General features: G+C 40.9%; 18 protein-coding genes. 8 read left to right on the top strand and 10 right to left on the bottom strand.

Going from position 1 to position 19877, the window contains the following annotated elements; translation table 11 throughout:
* Position 1: 1 nt before the first annotated feature.
* Positions 2–190 (bottom strand): type II toxin-antitoxin system ParD family antitoxin, encoded by a 189-nt coding sequence (locus IEE83_RS18690; RefSeq protein WP_194122034.1) that lies wholly within the window; start codon positions 188–190, stop codon positions 2–4.
* A gap of 313 nt (positions 191–503) precedes the next feature.
* Between IEE83_RS18690 and IEE83_RS18695 the strand changes: the two genes are divergently transcribed.
* Positions 504–1919 (top strand): glycoside hydrolase family 125 protein, encoded by a 1416-nt coding sequence (locus IEE83_RS18695; RefSeq protein WP_194122035.1) that lies wholly within the window; start codon positions 504–506, stop codon positions 1917–1919.
* Positions 1920–1978: 59 nt separating this feature from the next.
* Here the strand turns inward: IEE83_RS18695 and IEE83_RS18700 are convergent, their stop codons facing one another.
* The 5 genes from IEE83_RS18700 to IEE83_RS18720 form a co-directional block, all read right to left on the bottom strand.
* Positions 1979–2734, bottom strand: a complete 756-nt coding sequence (locus IEE83_RS18700) for a hypothetical protein (protein ID WP_194122036.1) — start codon at positions 2732–2734, stop codon at positions 1979–1981.
* 84 nt (positions 2735–2818) lie between these two features.
* The gene (locus IEE83_RS18705) at positions 2819–5554 is read right to left on the bottom strand and encodes a GH116 family glycosyl hydrolase (protein WP_194122037.1); all 2736 of its coding nucleotides are present in this window, start codon (positions 5552–5554) and stop codon (positions 2819–2821) included.
* 304 nt (positions 5555–5858) lie between these two features.
* Positions 5859–6473, bottom strand: coding sequence for a Crp/Fnr family transcriptional regulator (locus IEE83_RS18710; protein ID WP_194122038.1), 615 nt, complete (start codon positions 6471–6473; stop codon positions 5859–5861).
* 188 nt (positions 6474–6661) lie between these two features.
* Positions 6662–7414 carry an SDR family NAD(P)-dependent oxidoreductase gene (locus tag IEE83_RS18715; protein ID WP_194122039.1) on the bottom strand — a complete coding sequence of 251 codons (753 nt, stop codon included), beginning with the start codon at positions 7412–7414 and terminating at the stop codon, positions 6662–6664.
* A 249-nt stretch (positions 7415–7663) separates the two neighbouring features.
* On the bottom strand, positions 7664–9244 hold the full coding sequence (locus tag IEE83_RS18720; RefSeq protein WP_194122040.1) for a subtype B tannase: 1581 nt from the start codon (positions 9242–9244) through the stop codon (positions 7664–7666).
* 247 nt (positions 9245–9491) lie between these two features.
* Here IEE83_RS18720 and IEE83_RS18725 point away from each other — a divergent pair, with 247 nt between their 5' ends.
* Together IEE83_RS18725 and IEE83_RS18730 are read left to right on the top strand one after the other, a co-directional pair.
* Positions 9492–10061, top strand: a complete 570-nt coding sequence (locus IEE83_RS18725; protein ID WP_194122041.1) for a dihydrofolate reductase family protein — start codon at positions 9492–9494, stop codon at positions 10059–10061.
* Between the two features lie 45 nt (positions 10062–10106).
* Positions 10107–10631: a DinB family protein gene (locus IEE83_RS18730; protein ID WP_194122042.1), complete on the top strand. Its 525-nt coding sequence runs from the start codon at positions 10107–10109 to the stop codon at positions 10629–10631.
* A gap of 71 nt (positions 10632–10702) precedes the next feature.
* On the opposite strand, the gene IEE83_RS18735 is transcribed toward IEE83_RS18730, so the two are convergent.
* Complete coding sequence (locus IEE83_RS18735) at positions 10703–11467, bottom strand: SDR family NAD(P)-dependent oxidoreductase (protein ID WP_194122043.1); 765 nt, start codon at positions 11465–11467, stop codon at positions 10703–10705.
* A gap of 170 nt (positions 11468–11637) precedes the next feature.
* The gene (locus IEE83_RS18740; protein WP_194122044.1) at positions 11638–12504 is read right to left on the bottom strand and encodes a LysR substrate-binding domain-containing protein; all 867 of its coding nucleotides are present in this window, start codon (positions 12502–12504) and stop codon (positions 11638–11640) included.
* A 215-nt stretch (positions 12505–12719) separates the two neighbouring features.
* Here IEE83_RS18740 and IEE83_RS18745 point away from each other — a divergent pair, with 215 nt between their 5' ends.
* Positions 12720–13856 carry an epoxide hydrolase family protein gene (locus IEE83_RS18745; RefSeq protein ID WP_194122045.1) on the top strand — a complete coding sequence of 379 codons (1137 nt, stop codon included), beginning with the start codon at positions 12720–12722 and terminating at the stop codon, positions 13854–13856.
* Between the two features lie 27 nt (positions 13857–13883).
* On the opposite strand, the gene IEE83_RS18750 is transcribed toward IEE83_RS18745, so the two are convergent.
* Positions 13884–15185, bottom strand: coding sequence for a serine hydrolase domain-containing protein (locus tag IEE83_RS18750; RefSeq protein ID WP_194122046.1), 1302 nt, complete (start codon positions 15183–15185; stop codon positions 13884–13886).
* A 176-nt stretch (positions 15186–15361) separates the two neighbouring features.
* Here IEE83_RS18750 and IEE83_RS18755 point away from each other — a divergent pair, with 176 nt between their 5' ends.
* The 4 genes from IEE83_RS18755 (at position 15362) to IEE83_RS18770 (ending at position 18970) form a co-directional block, all read left to right on the top strand.
* On the top strand, positions 15362–16381 hold the full coding sequence (locus IEE83_RS18755; RefSeq protein ID WP_194122047.1) for a sensor histidine kinase: 1020 nt from the start codon (positions 15362–15364) through the stop codon (positions 16379–16381).
* A complete protein-coding gene (locus IEE83_RS18760; protein WP_228101874.1) occupies positions 16381–17070 on the top strand; it encodes a LytR/AlgR family response regulator transcription factor in 690 nt (229 codons plus the stop codon). Before IEE83_RS18755 ends, IEE83_RS18760 begins: the two co-directional genes overlap by 1 nt.
* Positions 17071–17182: 112 nt before the next feature.
* Positions 17183–18001, top strand: coding sequence for an SDR family NAD(P)-dependent oxidoreductase (locus tag IEE83_RS18765; RefSeq protein ID WP_194122048.1), 819 nt, complete (start codon positions 17183–17185; stop codon positions 17999–18001).
* 78 nt (positions 18002–18079) lie between these two features.
* The gene (locus IEE83_RS18770) at positions 18080–18970 is read left to right on the top strand and encodes a helix-turn-helix domain-containing protein (protein ID WP_194122049.1); all 891 of its coding nucleotides are present in this window, start codon (positions 18080–18082) and stop codon (positions 18968–18970) included.
* A 5-nt stretch (positions 18971–18975) separates the two neighbouring features.
* Here IEE83_RS18770 and IEE83_RS18775 read toward each other — a convergent pair whose 3' ends face one another.
* Positions 18976–19815, bottom strand: coding sequence for an AraC family transcriptional regulator (locus tag IEE83_RS18775; protein ID WP_194122050.1), 840 nt, complete (start codon positions 19813–19815; stop codon positions 18976–18978).
* Positions 19816–19877: the final 62 nt, after the last annotated feature.

The raw sequence follows: 19877 nt of genomic DNA on the forward strand, positions 1-19877 counted from the left end.
TTTATTTTGCTTCACTGTATTTATTAAAAATTATAAGACGACTTGCCTTTGCATTGGCCGCAAGATTCTCCTTTAATTTTGCTTTAAAGTCTACTGGATCAAAATTTTCTATCCAACCACTCCCTTCTCCTTCAATAAGTGCTTGTCTTAATAATCTTAGTTTTTGCTCTTCTAATTTATTTTTATCCATAACTTAATTTCCTTTGTTTATCAAATTTAAGTTAGCAAAAATTGATAATTACATTTATTACTCTGTTTATTAATTCTTAGTGAGTCATCTATCTCCACATTAGCCTTTTTAAATAGCACACATATCTTTTCAGAACCTTCTGCCAGTACAAATCCTTTCATTGAACAAAATAAAATGTTCAATTCGGCTACCCATTAATTTTTTTAAATACGTTATTTGTGATGTTAAAGCCATCTCCCCATTATAGCATCTTATTTTAGTGGATTGCGGATAACAACCAACGCGTCCAGAATTTTATTTTTTACAATTTTATATGAAAAGAAGCACGTTTATAAAGAGTTCCGCCCTGCTGGGCACTGGTCTAATGATTGGCAAAATGCCGGCATTTGCTAACCCTGATTTTCCGGTTGTCAGAGTAAACCCGGGTGAAAGAAAATTCAGCAGCAAGGTGATTGAAGATTCCATTCTTGAATTTCAGTCGGCTATTAAAGATAAAGAATTGGGATGGCTTTTTGGGAATTGTTTCCCAAATACGCTGGACACAACTGTTACTTACAATGGCAAAGGCGAAAAACCTGACACTTATGTAATTACGGGTGATATTGATGCGATGTGGCTGCGTGACAGTACCGCTCAGGTTTGGCCTTATCTTGATTTTATCAAAAAAGATAAAACGCTTCAACAATTGATAGCCGGAGTTATTAACCGTCAGGCTGTATGTATTTTGCGCGATCCTTATGCGAACGCATTTTACGACGATCCTAATAAAACAGGTGAGTGGAAAACCGATGAAACGGATATGAAACCGGGCCTTCATGAGCGCAAATGGGAAATCGATTCTTTGTGCTATCCGATCCGTCTTGCCCACCGTTACTGGCAATTAACGGGGGACACTACACCGTTTGATGCTAAATGGAAAGAAGCGATCATGCTTACGCTGAAGACTTTCAAAGAGCAGCAAAGAAAAAAGGATAACGGGCCTTACCACTTTCAGCGTAAAACTTCCTGGGCAACGGATGGCGTACCGATGGGTGGTTATGGATATCCGGTAAAACCAGTTGGTTTGATCTGTTCAGCATTCCGTCCAAGTGATGATGCAACGATTTACTCCTTCCTGATACCATCAAATTTTTTCGCTGTTGTGAGCTTGAAACAGGCTGCTAAAATGGTTGAAAAAATATCCGGCGACAAAGCGCTGGCAGCTGAATTAACTGGCCTTGCTGTCGAAGTAGAAAATGCTTTGAAAATCCATGCAGTCGTTGATAGCAAAGAATTCGGCAAAGTATACGCTTACGAAGTCAATGGTTATGGAAGCTATAATTTGATGGACGATGCCAATGTACCAAGTCTTTTGGGACTGCCATATCTGGATGCATTACCAAAAAGTGATCCGATATACCAGAATACGCGTAAAATGTTGTTGTCGCTAAATAATCCTTTCTTTTTCAAAGGAAAAGCTGGTGAAGGAATTGGCGGACCTCATATTGGTCTGGACATGATCTGGCCGCTTGGAATTATCATCCGCGGATTGACAAGTAACAATGACAAAGAAATAAAATCCTGTATTGACATGCTGAAAAAGAGCCACGGAGGCACTGGTTTCATGCATGAATCTTTCCATAAGGATGATCCGACGAAATTTACAAGGTCATGGTTCGCCTGGGCCAATACCTTGTTTGGAGAGTTTTTGTGGGAAACCTATAAAGCTAAACCGCAGTTATTCTCATAGAAAAAATTTAAATCTCCTGATCACAAAACTTGATGTGATCAGGAGGTTTTTTATTTGGCTTACACCAAATAGCGGAACAATAGGGCAGTTACTGCGGCAAGAATACTTAATGGAATTGAAATCTTGTCAATCACCACCTGATTGCCTGTTATTTTTAGTCTTTTGTATGCACCCATGGTAGCAAAATAAGTCATCGGCATAAAAATCGTTGGCAACAAACTTACCCAAATGATAACGGGCAGATTTAGAAGTGTGACCAGAATAATGGAAGCAAATATAGGATAAGTCAGCAGCTGACGACAATCTTCGTTTTTATCAGAAAACGCTTCTGCTTTGTAAAAGGCAAAATACCGGGCGAGCCGTGAAAAAGCCTTATTGATAAAAATAAATGAAATCACGGCAATCGCAGCAGAAAGGTAAATAGGAAAACCTAAATGGCTGAATACCTTACCAGTATCCCCTTCTGCGGCAATGGGGGCAATAAGCAGATATCCAAAAAAAGTAAGAACACCCTGCATACCAAGCCACAGCATAAATAATTTAAATAAGGATATCTGAACAAGCCTGACAGAGATCACCAGCGCTAAGATTCCAAAAAGAAGCGAAAACAAAGGCCCGGCTGCTGAAATTATGGTTGCAGTTTGCAAAAGGGTTTCATCGGGTGTTGATACGTAATTATGGTGCAATTCTGCCGGAACTCCCATAGCCAATGCTGTCACATAATGTGCCCCTTCATGAAGGATCGTTGTGATCAGTGAGGTTGTGATGGCGATTAAAATGCTGTTGATCAGAAGTGATTTTGACTTTAAATTCATTGCTGTATTTCGGTTTTACAATTTAATGATTGCAAAAAGTGATTACTGAGCGGCCAATCACATCAATTCTTAATTCCAAAAAAATCAACTTAAAGTCAGCTCTAGACTATGCAGCGGTGTGATTTTCAACTCAGTATGAAAATCAATAAAATATTTGTCATCCTGCTTTCTAAAACTAACCTGCTGGCTTTTTCCGTTTACTTTTGCCAGGACAGTTTTAATGACACTTCCTTTCACGGGTCTTACTGCAAATGTTTTCAGTCTCAATTTACCATAAGCTATTTCAACCTTAGCCAATTGTTTTCCAGCCAATTGTAATTGTTTAAACGTTCCCCATCCTTCGGCAGAAGTAAAAGGAGCCTTAAAATTTTCAGGACTGATTTTGGGATCAAAAGCCAAAAACCCTTTTGGTCCGTGATACTCAAAACCACATGCGGAAATGAACGTTCCATAACTGGCCATGGCCCGCGCGTAGTGATCGCTGCATTCAATCTCATTATATGGATTTCTTTTTGCCGCATGATGGCGGTCATGAATGGCGCGCGTCATGGTCAGCGCCTGATCGACCATGCCTTCTGCCATCATATGGGCGGCGACCTGATGCTCAAAACCGCTCATGCATTCATGGAAATATCCAAGCTGCCAGCTTTCATTTTCACCATAAGGTTTATCTTCATTATGCGGATTGGTATTCATGACCATGCCACCTTCACCAGCCACCGCATATGGCCTGCCTCCCTGGTGGGATTTGATATATGGCCCGACATCCGTAGTAAAATTATATTTCCAAAGCGAACGTAAAGCCGACAGCGTTTTTTCTTTGTCCAAAACCCTGGGCAGACCAACCTGATGTGCCCAGCTTTGTCCATAAACCTGATCAATATGACAGGTATTGTAGGAACCCAGTTTTTTACGCCCCTGGACAGCGTCAGGTTTGTGAATAAAATATTCGCCGTTAAACAATTGCTCTTCCATATTTGCTCTGCCTTTTTGAACGTAGGTTTTACAAATCTGGCTGAAATCCGCATCACCCATATCTTCCGCCATCGCTTGTCCTGCCCTGGCAGCGGCGATGCAAAGGCCTACGATCCAGGCGATTTCTCCCTCCCAAACCGCATCCAAGGTATTTTCCATCGGCGTATCGGTCATGCCATCCCCATTTTTATCCTGGGCAAGCATAAACTGCACGGCTTTTTTTATACCTGGCCAGTTTGTTTTTAAGAATTCATCGTTTGCTGACATCTGGTGCTCCCGGTAAAATCTTAGAATTGTCCCTGCCTGCCCATCGATTGCAGGACGACTTTCATTCTCGGCACGGAAAATAATTGCGCCTGAATCCGGACGAAAACCAGCACCTAAATCCACTTTCTGACGAAGTATCCGTTCCAGTTCAGGAAAAATCCGGCCCATGGACTGGGCATATTGCCAAACATGTGTACAGGTTCCGGCGCAGGCTCCAACCCCCTCCCAGCCCCAGAAACGTCCGCTGGCAAAACGGTAAGTGTTTGCTGTTGAAAGTGTTCCGATGTTAACAAAAGTTCTTTCCAAAAACCAGTGTGGAAGCGTTGAGTCGTTCCATGTTTTTTGCCACAATTCGGTTTGGGTTGACAGCTGGTCAAAATGAGTGGCCAGATACTCGGTTACTTCTCCTGCATTTTTAAATTTTGTTCCGTAGTAGTAACCGCCCCTGGCATCCTTTACCAATTCTTTCAGTTTGTCATTGGGATTGTTAAAATGCCAGCTGATGACAAAATCTTCACGCATCGTTGCTCCGGCTGTCAGCGTTTTTGAAGTAAAAAGCGCACTTATTAACTTTTCCGGGGCATCAATTTCAGAATTCTGCGTATATGCGGATGTAAAAGCCGTATCTGTCACCGGCCAGGAATTAAATCCGGTATGAACACCGGCGCCCGGATTTAGTATTGCAAAAGCAGTACTTCCTGAATCTGTTGCTGTTGACAACCCATCTTTTGAAAACTGGAATGAAGAAAAAACACCTTTGAATTTGTCTGATGAGATAGCAGAATTGACCTTTTTGCCATCCCCTTTTTTAGCCGATAGTTTACTGGCGCCGTTTTCCATCCAGCCCATCACTGATACATCCATTTTTTCACCTGAAAGATTTTTCACTGCGATGCGAAGGACCGTGGCAGGGAGTAATGAATTGTCAGCATCAAGAGGAATGAACGGGGAATAACCTGTAAGGGTGATGGAAACAGGTAAATTATGATCTGTATATTGAACCGTCGCCGTAGGATAAGTGGCCTGAAAACTCACTTCATCCCAGTGATTCTCGTTTAATTCTTTAATAATAAGCTTTCCTTTATATAAAATCCTTACGGCAAAACCCTGCTCCAAAACACGTTTATTTTCAGCGATGGCGGGTTCTATGTAAGAGGCTCCATCTCGCGACCGTATTTTGCTGACGGTATTTCCGTCATTCCAAAGTACCGTTTTGTTATCTATACCTTCATTTTTTGGTTCTTCCGATTCATTGTAAATTCCCCAAAGCCAAAGCCTTACGTCGCCACCCATATAAACCGTTCCGGCATGAAGTCCGCCAACAGGCATACCAATGTATCTTAGTTCGTTTCTGCTTTTTAAATAAGTAGTTGGTTTTCCTCTTTGGTATAATGATTTGACCCAGAGCGCATCCAGATTTTTATCGACCGGAATATTATGTACCGGATACCCCGCAGGTTTCAGCGAACCGGACCAACCTGAATGGCGCGAAAACAAAAAACCGATCGTGAGAATACTGCCTTTTTTGATAAAATCTCTGCGTTTTACACTGGGTATGATGTCTGGTGATTTTGGCATGATCAGGATAAGATTTAGGATATTTGTTTAGCGCATCGCTATAAACAAAAAGAAAAAAATCACCGAACCTACTTTAACAAAAGAATCCTGAATACCTCACATCATTGTGCTCTACTCTTGACCATGGATCTGATTGGTAATAAGCGGATGCCCTTAATTTAATTTCATCTTCTTAGTTCCTTCAAGATCTGGAAATTTACACCCACCGCATATGCAGTCTGCTGACAAATAGAAGGATCTCTTGAATCTATTTTAAAAGATCACGATGGTTGGGTCAAAAAGCTGCAGGCAACTTTACTAAACATCACGCAGGTTTAGCGCTTTTCGGATCAGCTTTTCTGCGGACTTTCCGGTTTCTTATTTTGGATAAAAACTCAGTTGTCATTCCCAGGTAAGATGCAATTACATACTGGGGCAGACGTTGGGAAACAGCCGGATATCTTTCCAGAAAATCGTTGTAACGTTCTTCTGCCGTGCGGGTTAATGACGAAATTATTCTCCGTTGATGAAAAGCGGCGGTGCGTTCCGCAGTGATTCTGAAAAAAGTTTCGAATTTATGATTGGATTGCTTTAAGCGCTGCTCGGTTTCATAGTCAATCTGCAAGACATCGCTGTCCTCGACAGCCACAACAAACATGGTTGCCGGTTTTTGGTAAATGTAACTGTTGAGATCTGATACCCACCAGTCTTCCAAAGCAAACTGGATGGTATGATCAACACCATCGTGGTCGATAACATACGACCGGAGTGCTCCTTTCAAGACATAAGTCCGGTATTTTGCAGGGAACTCGGGCTGGATAATGAACTGCTTCTTCTTTATTTTTTTATAAATAAATACTGACGTAAACTCGGTAAGCTCCTGCTCGGTCAGAACTATAATTCTTTGGATATATTTGATGAAGAGATCAATGTCAGCCATTACTAAAATATAATTTGATTAAAGTCCTGCAACTTAAAAACAAATTATTTTCTTCCGCCATTTCTTTTACCAACAATTATCAAAAGCCCTCCTATATTTCCAAAGGAGGGCCTTGATCTAATCAAATTCAAATCTAATGCTGTATTGACTGTCTGTGTTCCGTACGTTAGACTTTCGTTTTTTATCAATTACAAGTCTCTAAACCCACCGTCAATAACCAGATCAGCGCCTGTCATGTAAGATGAGTCTTCAGACGCCAGAAATAAATATCCTTTGGCTATTTCATCCACGGTTCCAAGTCTTTTTAGTGCCACAGCGCCAGCAAAAAAATCGTTCATGCCTAAAGCCGCTTCCTGACTAAAACCATTTTTTTCAAAAATAGGCGTTTCGATAGCGCCCGGAGAAAGGGCGTTAACTCTGATTTTTCTGGCTGCCAGTTCTGTGGCAAAAGATCTCACCAGATTACGTTCTGCTGCTTTGGAAGAAGTGTAAACTGCTGATCCGGGAATACCTTTATCAGCGACGGTAGAAGAAGTTATGATGATTGACGCGCCTTCATTAAGGAAAGGATGCGCTTTTTGAACCGTGAAGAAAACTCCTTTGTAATTAATATTTGTGATCTGGTCAAACACTTCTTCGGAGGTTTCTTCCAGCGGAGTCATCAGGATTATACCTGCATTTACAACCAGTACATCTATTTTCCCAAAAGTTTCAGCAACCTTTTCATATAGCGGTACAAAACTTTTCACGTCTGCAACATTACTTACCACGCCTACCGAGCCACTGCCAATTTCCAAAACCGCTTTTTCGATCGTCGAAGCATTACGTCCTGTGATGGTTACTTTTGCGCCCTGGTTTGCAAAAAGTTTTGCAACGCCCAAACCTATGCCGCTATTACCTCCGGTAATTACAGCAACTTTATTTTCTAATTTAAGTGACATTTTTTTGTTGTTTTTGTATGTCACAAAGGTATCTGCGGCCTGCTCCGCAGACGATGAACCAGATTAGGAAATACGGTTGAACTAGTTCAACTTTTCGGGCTGATTTTTTGGGAACGGTTTTATTTTGAAAGAAAAAAGATTTTTACAAAGGTGGTTTTCGTGACAAAAAATTAGGAGTTCAAATATATCAGCCAATTTGATATACCTAAACTCCCGCTAAACACTTTTCGAAATCAGATTAATGAACTTCTACTTTTTGACAGCATCCGTTTTTTTTGAAAACCCTGAAATCTTGCCCATCCAGGTAATGAATTCCTCCGGATCCTGATCGGCTCCATGGCCTGCGTCCCAATAAAGCGCAGAGTCCACCTCTTTCTGGTTATTTTCAAGACAGGCGGCCAGATTCGCCATAACCGTTTGTGAAGTATGCGCGTCGGAAGTTCCCTGACGAAGCCACCAGTATTTTACGCAGCCCTCATTTTTTTGCCCGATAAAATACATTGCATTCAGTAAATGCACAGCTAGCGTGACCTCTTCATCGACCTTTACAGTTTTATTGCCGGCTGTATGTTGAAGACTGTAATCGGTAAAGTGTCTGGCGTTGACAGTTTTGTTACCGAATTCAATCGTTTCAGCACTGGTCAGATCAAAATTATCAAAAGCTGGCATTGATTTCATCCTGCCTACATGCGCTACAAAATCTGCAAACGAAAAATTTACAGCACCATTTTTCCAGGTAATCCATTTATTGTTTTCAAGATATTGCCTGCGTTTTTCCTCTGTGAGATTTTTCAGGTATTTATTAGCCGAGGGAATAAGCGCAGATTTCAAAAGATACTGGGCGTAATTATCAGCAGTAATTGTCCCGAAATTCTCCTTGCCTTTTAAATTTAAAGATGCCTGGTATTGCCCATACAAAGCGCGAAGTTCCTTTGAAATCTGCTGATCAACCAAACCGGAAGTACCTACCGGAAAAGCTCCATACATCCATTCATAAGCACCATCTGCATGTTCAAGATCCGTGATCGGGCAAAAAGCAGCAGTAGCAAAAATGTTGTCGTCTGCATCGGCAGCGCCAATTTCTTTCAAATAGGTATCATATAAAGGGCTATTTCCGGAAGCACCTAAGAGCGCCGACATTGCCCCACCCGCACTGACGCCTGTGGAAACAATTCTGTCCGTATTTCCCGGAAGGACACCTTTATTGTGACGGATATACCGAACAGCCGCTTTAAGGTCCACAATGGCAGCCGGCGCTTTTCCATAATATTTGCCATCAGAAGTCACATTGTCGCGTCCACGGCAACCTGGAGTCACAACTACGTAGCCTGCTGCGAGCGCAAGATCTGCTTTTCCGCTTGTTTTGCTATTCCCGCCGGGGCCTCCGCCGATCGGTCCTGCCGAACCTGCTGTCCTGCCACCTGGTGCTCCACCGTTCATTGGCGGTCCGCCTGCACCGGGAGGTGGACCGTTCGGACGCATACCACCCGGACCTGCACCACCAGGACCTCCAGGACCGAAACCACCACCTTTTGCATTGTTGACAGACATATATCCGCCAACACCGATAACAAAAAGAATAGGCGCGTTTGACGTTTCAATCCTGATACCATCAACCTGGGTTGGTACGCTTACATTCATACTTTGATAATCCTTGTCAACAGGATTTGCCACATACGGAATGTGCATGTACGACTTATAAGTAACTTTTTTCTCGCCGTTTGAAGTTTTGACGATTTTAGTTTCTATTGTAAACTGATCTTTGGGAAACGACAAAGATTCTGTGTTTTGTGCTGATACCGCTGTGGCTGCCCATGTGCTGATGAGCATTATTGCCCTTACCACTTTTCCTTTAAACAAGTTAAATTAATTTAGAGAGTTGATTGCCTCAGTTCCAGTTCGTCAAACTATATGATTTCGTTGCATTCACAGTGGTGATATTCATTAATGAATCTTAATAATCATCAAAAATCCAGCCAACAAAATGTCGCAGCTGCCCCTGTTTTTAGGCGCACAAACACCGTATTGATAAAAATTATATCAAGTAAATTTGTCAGACAACATAACTAAAAGCGTCATGAGAAAACTAAAACTTCAGGTGCAGATCAGCCTCGATGGATTTATTGCCGGGCCTAAGGGAGAAATGGAATGGATGGAATGGAATTGGGATGATCAGCTCAGGAACTATATATCACAAATCATGAATCCTGTTGACTGCATCATTCTCGGGCGAAAACTTGCAGAAGGATTTATTCCTTATTGGGCAGAAATAGCATTAAAACCCGACGATCCGGATTTCGAGCCTGCGAAAATGCTTACCAGAACGCAGAAGGTAGTTTTCACAAAAACCCTGCAAGAGTCAAAATGGGAAAATACGATTCTTGCCAAAGGTGATCTGGTTGAGGAAATAAAAAAACTAAAAGATCAGGATGGGCAGGATATCATTGCTTATGGCGGGGCAACTTTTGTATCGGCGCTAATTAAGGAAAGGTTGATTGATGAATTTTATTTCCTTCTCGATCCAACCGCAATCGGCCATGGATTGCCTATTTTTAACGAAATTGGCACCATGCAAGGTTTTTCACTCATAGAATCCACACCATTTAACTGTGGAATTGTTGTTTTACATTATGAGCAAAAAAAGTAAGCTGATTTAATGCTTGGATAACCACACCATTATTGTTTCATAAATATGATTGATCAAATTAAAGAAAACCTGTGGAGCCAATTCGGGGCAAGCGTAGATTCACTGGAAAAGGCTATTACGCTTTGTCCTGAAAATATTCTTGTCGAGAATAAAAGGCTTTTTTACATGACATATCACATCCTGGTATTTCTGGATTATTATGTTACGATCCCGCCTGAGAATTTTTCACCCAAGTTGCCTTATACTATTACAGACCCTGAAAATTTACCAGAAAACGCAATAGATGATCTGGTGCCCAACCGCTTTTATACCAAAACAGAACTACTTGATTACCTGCAATCAAGCCGGGAAAAATGCCGGAATTTAATTGCGGGACTGACAGAGGAAAAAATAAAAAACGAGCGTTTCGTTGAAGATTTTGAATCAGACGCAATGAATTATTCTATTTTGGAAATATTGCTTTACAACATGCGGCATGTTCAGCATCATGCCGCGCAGTTAAATATGATTTTACGTCAGGAAATAAATGACGCTCCAAAATGGGTTTTCAGGGCAAAGGAATATAATTGATTAACCTGATACTCTTATAAAAGATAAGCTCAGAAATTGATCTGAGCTTATCATTTACTTATTCCAAAAAACTACAACTGCATTCCACCGGAAACTTCTATACGCTGGCCGTTAACCCAGCGCGCCTCTTCCGAACATAAAAAAGCAACCACGCCCCCAATATCTTCGGCCACTCCTGGTCTTCCCAGGGCCGTTACGTTGCTTATAAATTTTTGCAGGTTTTCATCATTTCTTAAATGCGCTCCGCCAAAATCTGTCATGACAGCTCCGGGCGCAATGATGTTTGCTCTGATCCCGCGCGATCCGTATTCTTTGGCAAGGTAGCGTGTGAAAATTTCCATCGCTCCTTTCATCGATGCATAAACCGAAGAACCTGGTACTGAAATGCGCGTTAAGCCGGATGATACGTTAACAATTCCCCCTCCGTCATTGATGAGCGGCAGCAACTTTTGTGTTAAAAAGTAAACACCTTTAAAATGGATGTTCAGCAGTTCATCAAATGCTTCCTCAGTCACCTCAGCGATTGGAAGATACCCGCCAATGCCAGCGTTGTTTACAAGATAATCAAAATGGGTTGCAGCAAATTTATTCTGCAAAACCTCTTGCAATTGATTGACAAAAGAGCCGTAACTTTTTATATCACCTGTGTTCAGTTGAAGCGCTGTGGCTTTTTGTCCACTTTTTTCAATCTCAGCTACAACATTTTCTGCATCCTGTAACTGACTGTTATATGTGATGATGACATCAATTCCTTTTTCTGCAAGGCGCAGTGCCATGTCTTTACCCAGGCCGCGACTGCCGCCGGTAATGAGTGCTATTTTATTTTTCTGTTCCATCGTTTGTTTAATTTTTGTAATACAAAGATACCTGGTGCCCAAGGGCTGCTGGTTATGAGAATCAATCCATTATTTGTGAAATTCAAATGATAGAAATTAATTCCTCTAAATCTTCGCCTCATTATATCATCATCTTTCGACGGTTCAATAAAAAGGGAATTTTGCAGCTTTCATAAATCCTTGATAATACCGAGCACGTTCGTTAATGATGGCCCGTTATCATCCGAACGCCAGCTTATATAAAGATCAGTCGAGAATGGTAGTTCTATTACGCGAATGTGAGGCATTCCATTTTGTGCAAAACTGACTGGTAAAATGGCAATTCCTAACCCTTTGGAAACAAGTCCAAGAATACTTGATCCAAAATCCGATTCATAAAAAGCCTGAGGAGTAACATTATATGAATTAAAAATTTCCCAAACCAAATAATAATAACTGCTTTTTCTTTCAGCCACAGGCAGGATAAAACGCTGTCTGGCCAAACTCTCGGCACTAACATCATCATAATTTGTAAAAGAATGATGCTCAGGGACAAAAAGTGCAACAGGCTCACTTTTAACTTTTCTTGAACTGATACCTGGCAATTCGCTTACCTGCCGGGTAAAGGCCAGGTCTATTTTATAATCCAGCAGCGACATCTGAATATTTTCAGAAAGCAGTTGGAGCATCTCAACGGTAAGTTCAGGATACTTTTCAGATATCTTCAAAAGTAGATCAGGAAGCAGTGAGGACGATATGGAATCAGGATGTGCAATTCTTAATTTACCCGTTTCTCCCTGACTTATTTTCCTGGCAAACAAATGGACATAATTCAGATCATCCAGCAGAACAGTCCACTTTGCTTTCAGAAACATACCAGCGGCAGTCAGTTTTACATTTCTTTTATTGCGCTCAAACAGTTGCAGGCCAAGTTCCTGTTCTAAAGTCTGAATCTGCCTGCTGAGTGCTGATTGGGTAATATTCACCATTTCGGCGGTACGCCAGAAATGTAATTCTTCTGATAATTTCAGGAAGTTTCGTATTTGATCAAGATCCATTTAATGCTTTAAAATCATTAATAGATTAAAAATAAGCATTTTTCAGCATTAATTGGCGCTCTACTTTTACATCAAGGTAAAAGTAAAATCCTATGTATTCAATTAGCAGACGTGAAGTAATAATGGAAATTGGTATGGCTTTTGCCGCAACTTGCTTAATTTTCTCAAAAGATAATAAACCTTTGGTTTCATCAACAAAAATGCAATCCTCGAAAATGAATTCGATAAAACCATTCTCAGTCAACATACCTCAGAAAAAACTGGATGATCTCAAATTCAGATTAAGTAATACACGCTGGCCGGATGAAATTAATGGATCGGGCTGGACCTATGGCACAGACCTTTCCTACATAAAATCACTGACCGATTACTGGCAACATACTTTTGACTGGCGAAAAATTGAAGACGAAATCAATGCATATCCTAATTTCATGGCCGATATTAACGGATATCAGATTCATTTTCTTCACATTAAAGGAAAGGGAAAACGGTCCCTTCCGCTGATCATCACACACGGATGGCCTGGTTCTTTTCTTGAAATGATGAAACTGATACCGCTGCTGACCGAAGATCCCGAGCTCTCCTTTGATCTTGTCATACCTTCAATTCCCGGATTCGGATTTTCGGGTAAAGTCACAGATCCGGGTTGTAACAGCGCAGTTGTAGCTGAACTATGGCATCAGCTTATGAAGGAATTAGGTTATGATCAATACGGTGCGCAGGGCGGAGATATAGGCGCGGGAATCAGCACCTGGCTTTCATTGAAATATCCGGCAAACGTATCTGGACTGCATCTTAATTTTATTTCCGGTTCTTATAAACCTTATATTAAAGAAAACGAGGAGCTATCTGACGAAGTTTTGGCTTTCCAAAAATTTGGAGCGGATTGGTCTGCCAGGGAAGGTGCTTATTCACATATGCATGCCACAAAACCGCTAACAGCTGCTTACGGATTAAATGATTCTCCGACAGGTTTATGCGCCTGGATCATAGAAAAGTTTAACAGCTGGAGTGATAAAAGGGGAAATATTGAAAATGTATTTTCAAAGGACGAACTGCTTGCCAATGTCACTTTGTACTGGCTCACAGAAACCATTCATTCTTCTATGCGGATTTATAATGAAAACAGCAAAAAACCAGTGGCTTTTAGGGAAAACGAATTTGTGAAAATTCCGGTTGGTTTTGCCAAATTTCCAAAGGAACTGCCTACGCCCCCGCGTTCGTATATTGAAAAAGGTTTTAATATTCAGCATTGGACACAGATGCCGGAAGGCGGACATTTTGCCGCTGCGGAACAGCCGCAGTTGCTGGCAAAGGATATTCAGGATTTCTTTTACCAAAAAGCGCACTAAGCGGACGCGGCGCGGTACTCTTAGTGTTTATTTTTTCCGGTTCATTTTCAAAACCTGTTTCCCGTTTTCAAAAACAATCAGTGAAGTCGCGTCAGGAAATTCAAGCTGTACATCGTAACCTTCAAGAAAAAACCTGGTTGTGGATTCCGGAAATAATACTGCTGTCGGTAATCCGTCGCCGGAAACTTTCACGCCGTTCGCTTCCTTTTCAACTTTCATGATTTTACCGTTATTCTGCTCATAAATACCGCTATAACTTTGGATAATATTTTCCGATACCACTATTCTTTTATGCGTATTTTCAGTTTTATTCATTGTGGCAAGCAGCTGATTTCCCTGGCTTAACGCACGTTTTATAATCCGGTCAATAATAAAAATGCCATTATCTCCATTAGTCATCACCACAATTCCACTTCTGGATTTGGGTAAAAAAATAGCCATTGTTCTTACCCCGATATCAGAGCCCCCATGTTCAAAAGCGTACTGATAATCAGGTAAATTTTCCACCAAACCCCAACCCAGACCACGGTAATAATTTTCTTTCACCCTCACCTCTTTTTTAGTATACAAGGATGCATTTCCCATGGCATAAATTCCCAGCTTGCAATATTCTTCAACGGTGGTGATCAAATCATCAGCAGCGCTGACAGGTGTTTGAATGGATGTTGAATATAGATTTCCCTGCCCATTATGCCACCTGGCAAAGCGGGTATTATCCAGATTTTCGTTCCAATATTGCGTATCATTCAGGCCCAGCGGTTTGAGCAAAAACGAATCCAGCAAAACATTAAGTGGCTGATGAAATTTTGCTTCCAGCGCTTTTCTTAAATATTCAAATCCTTCTCCCGAGTAGCCGAATCTGGTGCCTGGCTCAAAAATAAATTGAAGTTTATTTTCCCCATTATCCGAGCGCCAGTTTGGAAAACCTGTCTGGTGGGATAATACCAGCCTGGTTGTCAATTTGTCTGTGAAAGCATTTCCTGCAACATCGGGATCAATCCAGTAATGGCTCAGCGGCTCATCCAAATTCCATTTCCCTTCCTGTACCAGTTTCACTGTAAGCATGGCAATGACAGGTTTGGTTTGTGAAGCAATGTTAAATAAAGTATTGTTCGGAGCTGGTTGTCCATTTTGTAGATCCCCAAAATTCTTTATCCATTTAATCCTTCCATTTTCAATCAAACCAACACCTACGCAGGGAATATGGTATTCGGCCATCCATTTCGGTATATCAGCTATTAAACCCTGGCTAAGCGTATCTGGCTGCGCTTTTGCAATTGTAATCAGGCCGAACAAAGCGGCTAGGAAAATGATCAGTTTTGTTTTCATGTTTTTTAAAGTTTGATCAAAATTATCTCCGCCTAAACACACTGAAAAATATATATGTCAAACTGTAAAAGGATGGTGATGAACGTGTTTATAGCGGGGATTAATTGTTTGTCATCAAAAACTGGTCGTTCATCCCCAGAATTTTGTTTGCGGCTTTCATTACTTTTTCTTTGGGTATGAAACAATTCGACTGGACGCGCCTTTTCATCAAACCATACCGGATTTTCACTCAGCTGGCATTCTGGGTCATCGTTTTTGTACTCTTTATTGTTTTGAAAGAATTTCCCGACCGCATGAACGGCCTGACACTTTTTTGCCTTGTGTTACAGCAAACACTGGAACTGGCAATCCCGTCCTATTCACAAAATCTTTTGATCGTTCCACTTTTCAACAGAGGAAAATGGATAATCGGAATTGTTTTATATCTGGTTCAGGTGATCTTGCTGATTAAACTTTTGCCCTATATTCTTAACGCCGTTGGTCTTTTATTTCCTATCAGTGACCGTGTCAACTGGCATTACGAACATATTACATTCAGTGTGATTGCTTTTACGGTTGTGGCCACAATCTTCAAAATCGGGCTTGATAAACTGATTCTTGAAAAACAGCAGAAGGAGAACGAATTAAGACATTTGAAAGCGCAGTTGAACCCTCATTTTTTGTTTAATACGCTAAACAATCTTTATGGTTTGTCTGTAACAGAATCCAAAAAACTGCCGGACCTGATGCTGAAATTATCGGAGCTTCTGCGTTATTCTCTTTACGATACAAACCAGAATTATGTGCCTATTCAAAAGGAGCTTGATTACATCAGCAATTACGTGGCGCTGGAAAGAATACGGCTCAGCGAAAAAACGGAGATCGTACTGGATATTTCCGGCGATTTTTCTGATGATTACATCGCGCCGCTTCTTCTTATTATTTTTATTGAAAATAGTTTCAAGCACTTTTCAGCGGCAAAAAATCAGCCGTCATTTGTTCACATCCGATTTATTATTTCAGACAGTCGCCTTATGATGACCGTTAAAAACTCAATCGATCCGAATTATATTCCGGTCAAAAATGCCAGCAAAGGCGGACTCGGTTTGAAAAACGTAAAACAGCGGCTGGATCTGATTTACCCAGGCCAGTATACTTTGGAAACAGCCGCAAAAACCCATTATTTTGAAGTAAAACTTGAAATAGAACTAGGATAATGAATATCAACTGCATCATCGTAGACGACGAACCGATCGCCCGGAATATCCTGAAAACCTATATCGATCAGGTGCCCTACCTGACCCTGACTGCCAGTTGCGAAGACGCTTTTGAAGCGATGCAGATTCTCAGTAAAAAAGATATTGATCTGCTCATCCTTGATATCAACATGCCTAGGCTTTCGGGCTTCGAAATGCTGCGCTCCCTGAAAATTTACCCGGCTGTAATTATTACTTCGGCTTATCCGGAATATGCACTTGAAGGTTTTGAGTTGTCGGTTACAGATTATCTTCTCAAACCCTTTTCCTTCGCCCGTTTTGTTCAGGCCACCGAAAAAGTGATAAACAGAACTAGTGACGTTACATCACTTACCAAAGATGAAGATTTGTTTATGATGGTCAAATCAGAAAAAAAACTTACCAAAATCTTTTTCGATGACATCAGTTATGTTGAAGCGTACGGCAACTATATTTTCATTCACACCAGTCAGGAGCGGATTATGTCCAAGCAAACCCTGATCCAGTTTGAGCAGCAGCTCCCCGCCTCAAAATTCACCCGCATTCACAAATCTTATATCGCTTCGGTTAAAAATATCAAATTCATTGAAGGCAATGAGCTATCCATTAGCGGCAAAAAACTTCCTGTTGGTAAGGTTTACCGTGAAAATCTGATGAAAAGTTTACGTTGATACTGATCCGCTGGCACCTACTGCTGGAATGTGTCAATGAATCCTGATTTTGTGTTAAAAACCCGGCAAGGGGTCATGATACCTTTGTAGTGTACTAAAAAAGAAAAATATCATGTCAAAAATAATTCTTATTACAGGAGCTTCCCGCGGTTTTGGTAAATTATGGGCAAAAGCATTATTAGAAAGAGGAGATAAAGTTGCTGCAACAGCCAGAAATGTAGAAAACCTGAACGATCTGATTGCAGAATATGGAGATGCGGTTCTTCCTATTCAGCTGGATGTAAACAACAGAGAAGACTGTTTTGCCGCAGTAAATAAAACCAACCAACATTTTGGCCGCATCGATGTGCTGATCAATAATGCAGGTTTTGGTTTGTTTGGTGCTATTGAAGAAACGACAGAACAGCAGGCGCGCGCTCAAATGGAAACCAACTTTTTTGGACTTCTCTGGGTTACGCAAGCGGTTGTCCCCATTATGAGAGCACAAAAAAGCGGACATATTATCCAGGTATCAAGTTTCCTTGGACTGGTAACACTCCCGGTTTTAGGACTTTACAATGCTTCGAAATATGCAGTGAACGGTTTGAGTGAAACTCTTGCTACCGAAGTAAAAAGCTTCGGAATTAACGTTAGTTTAATTGAACCGAACGGTTTTTCAACAGACTGGTCAGGTGCTTCCGCTTTCCAGACTGAACCCAATGAAGTTTACGCGCCGATCAAAAAAGCATTTGCAGAAGGCGCTACGCCGGATACCTGGGGAAAACCGGAGTCTACCGCAGATGCCGTATTACAACTTATTGATGCAGAAAACCCTCCTTTGCACTTTTTGCTTGGCAAAATAGCCTACCCTGGCGTTAAACAAGTTTACAATGAACGCCTGGCTGAGTTTGAAGCATGGAAAGAAGTTTCAGCAGCAGCGCACGGTCACTGATAAAACCAGAAGTTTTAGAAACCGAAATACAATCTGCATCGTTTACTTTGCAGATTGTATTTCATTTATCCAACAAAAATGAAACATTATAAAAACCTCAGCGACCTGCACCGCGATAACGGATTTCCGCCAAATGAAAATCCATTTTTCAGTATGTATCAATGTAACGGGACTTGTTCGATTGGTAATCGGGAGTTTACCAGTGATTTTTACATGATCGGTTTTAAGAAATTAAAATCCGGCGTTGTCCTTTATGGCCGTACCAAATATGATCACGATTGCGGTTCGATGATGTTTGTAAAACCGCGACAGGTTGTTGAAATGAAAAATCTTCATTTAGATGAAGATGGATTTCTGATGTATATTCATGAAGACTTTTTGAACGGCCACATTCTTCATAGTGAAATAAAAAAATATCATTATTTCGATTATGAAGTCAATGAGGCGCTGCACTTGTCTCCCAAAGAGGAAGTTACGATTTGGGATTTGTATCGCAAAATTGAAAACGAGTATAACAACAATCAGGATGAATTCAGCCGGGAAATTATTCTGGCCAATGTTGGTACGATGCTCAAATATGCGCAGCGTTTTTACAAAAGACAGTTTATCAACCGCGCTGAAATTTCAGGAAAAACGGTCAGTAAATTTGTGGAAGAGATGGATAACTATCTGGCTAACGGACTATTAAATAGTAAAGGACTTCCCTCCGTCCAGTATATGGCCGAGCGCCTGAATATTTCTTCGGGATATTTAACCGATGTTTTAAAACAGGAAAGTGGCAAAACGGCGTTGGAACATATTCACATTTATCTGATATCCGAAGCAAAAAACCGTCTGAAATTTGAGGAGCAATCGGTTTCAGAAATTGCCTATGCACTTGGGTTTGATAACCTGTCCTACTTTTCAAGATTATTTAAAAAAGAGGTCGGCATGACGCCTGTACTTTTTAAAAAGCAGTCACTTAATTAAAGTCTTCAATTGCGAACCATAATCCGGTAAGCGGCCGGGCTGCTGCCGGTTTGGTTGCCAAAAAATTTATTCAAATGGCTTACGTCCGTAAAGCCAAACTCATCCGATATCTCATTCAGCCGTTTGTCGCTGAATTTTAAGCGGTGCCGGATCAGTTTTGTTTTGTAACCACTGATGTATTCCTGCATCGTTTCTCCCGTGTGCTTTTTGAAATAACGTCCCAGATACGAAGTCGAAATCCCAAAATGTGCGCTGATCTTTTCTGCTTTTAATTTTTCAGGATAATAGATATTGTTCTGAATATATTGCAGCACATCAATTGCTTTTTCCTCGGTTGAAATATTGACTTTTTCCGGAAGGAATTTGGCGATATTTCTTGCTATTATAATGATGAGCGTATTGACCAGCTGATGAACCAGTTCCTGATTATAAATATCCCTTGTTTCCTGCTCACGGATAATTGCTTCAATAATTGGCTTTACCAGCATTTTATCATCCTTGTTTCTGAAAATACAACCGGGCTCATGATTGGCATTCTGTAAAATGAATTCCAGTCTTTTTATATTTTCTGCAACCAGGCCGTTATTTTGAATATAAATATCGTTGAATTGGAGAAAAAAAAGTTCGCTGGTCGTCTGAATATCAAAGGAATGACAATCTTCTGGTGTAAGTAAAAACAAATGTCCGGGATGATAGGCAAAGCTGCTTTTATTGATGCACTGCAAACCTGTGCCTGAACGAACATAAACCAGTTCGAAAAAAGTGTGCGTGTGCTCAGGCATTGGACATACATCCATTGTAGCATACTGAATGGAATACGGCGCGTGTAATACTTCTTTTTGCATGCTGCAAATATACCAACTTAGCGAAAATATATACTAATATTAAACCATTTCGATAGTATAAT

It is taken from the genome of Dyadobacter subterraneus (assembly GCF_015221875.1).
Lineage (GTDB): Bacteria > Bacteroidota > Bacteroidia > Cytophagales > Spirosomataceae > Dyadobacter > Dyadobacter subterraneus.

Coding starts and splice junctions, on each gene's coding strand:
- IEE83_RS18690 (WP_194122034.1), bottom strand. CDS start 190: ATGGATAAAAATAAATTAGAAGAGCAAAAACTAAGATTATTAAGACAA.
- IEE83_RS18695 (WP_194122035.1), top strand. CDS start 504: ATGAAAAGAAGCACGTTTATAAAGAGTTCCGCCCTGCTGGGCACTGGT.
- IEE83_RS18700 (WP_194122036.1), bottom strand. CDS start 2,734: ATGAATTTAAAGTCAAAATCACTTCTGATCAACAGCATTTTAATCGCC.
- IEE83_RS18705 (WP_194122037.1), bottom strand. CDS start 5,554: ATGCCAAAATCACCAGACATCATACCCAGTGTAAAACGCAGAGATTTT.
- IEE83_RS18710 (WP_194122038.1), bottom strand. CDS start 6,473: ATGGCTGACATTGATCTCTTCATCAAATATATCCAAAGAATTATAGTT.
- IEE83_RS18715 (WP_194122039.1), bottom strand. CDS start 7,414: ATGTCACTTAAATTAGAAAATAAAGTTGCTGTAATTACCGGAGGTAAT.
- IEE83_RS18720 (WP_194122040.1), bottom strand. CDS start 9,244: ATGCTCATCAGCACATGGGCAGCCACAGCGGTATCAGCACAAAACACA.
- IEE83_RS18725 (WP_194122041.1), top strand. CDS start 9,492: ATGAGAAAACTAAAACTTCAGGTGCAGATCAGCCTCGATGGATTTATT.
- IEE83_RS18730 (WP_194122042.1), top strand. CDS start 10,107: ATGATTGATCAAATTAAAGAAAACCTGTGGAGCCAATTCGGGGCAAGC.
- IEE83_RS18735 (WP_194122043.1), bottom strand. CDS start 11,467: ATGGAACAGAAAAATAAAATAGCACTCATTACCGGCGGCAGTCGCGGC.
- IEE83_RS18740 (WP_194122044.1), bottom strand. CDS start 12,504: ATGGATCTTGATCAAATACGAAACTTCCTGAAATTATCAGAAGAATTA.
- IEE83_RS18745 (WP_194122045.1), top strand. CDS start 12,720: ATGAATTCGATAAAACCATTCTCAGTCAACATACCTCAGAAAAAACTG.
- IEE83_RS18750 (WP_194122046.1), bottom strand. CDS start 15,185: ATGAAAACAAAACTGATCATTTTCCTAGCCGCTTTGTTCGGCCTGATT.
- IEE83_RS18755 (WP_194122047.1), top strand. CDS start 15,362: ATGAAACAATTCGACTGGACGCGCCTTTTCATCAAACCATACCGGATT.
- IEE83_RS18760 (WP_228101874.1), top strand. CDS start 16,381: ATGAATATCAACTGCATCATCGTAGACGACGAACCGATCGCCCGGAAT.
- IEE83_RS18765 (WP_194122048.1), top strand. CDS start 17,183: ATGTCAAAAATAATTCTTATTACAGGAGCTTCCCGCGGTTTTGGTAAA.
- IEE83_RS18770 (WP_194122049.1), top strand. CDS start 18,080: ATGAAACATTATAAAAACCTCAGCGACCTGCACCGCGATAACGGATTT.
- IEE83_RS18775 (WP_194122050.1), bottom strand. CDS start 19,815: ATGCAAAAAGAAGTATTACACGCGCCGTATTCCATTCAGTATGCTACA.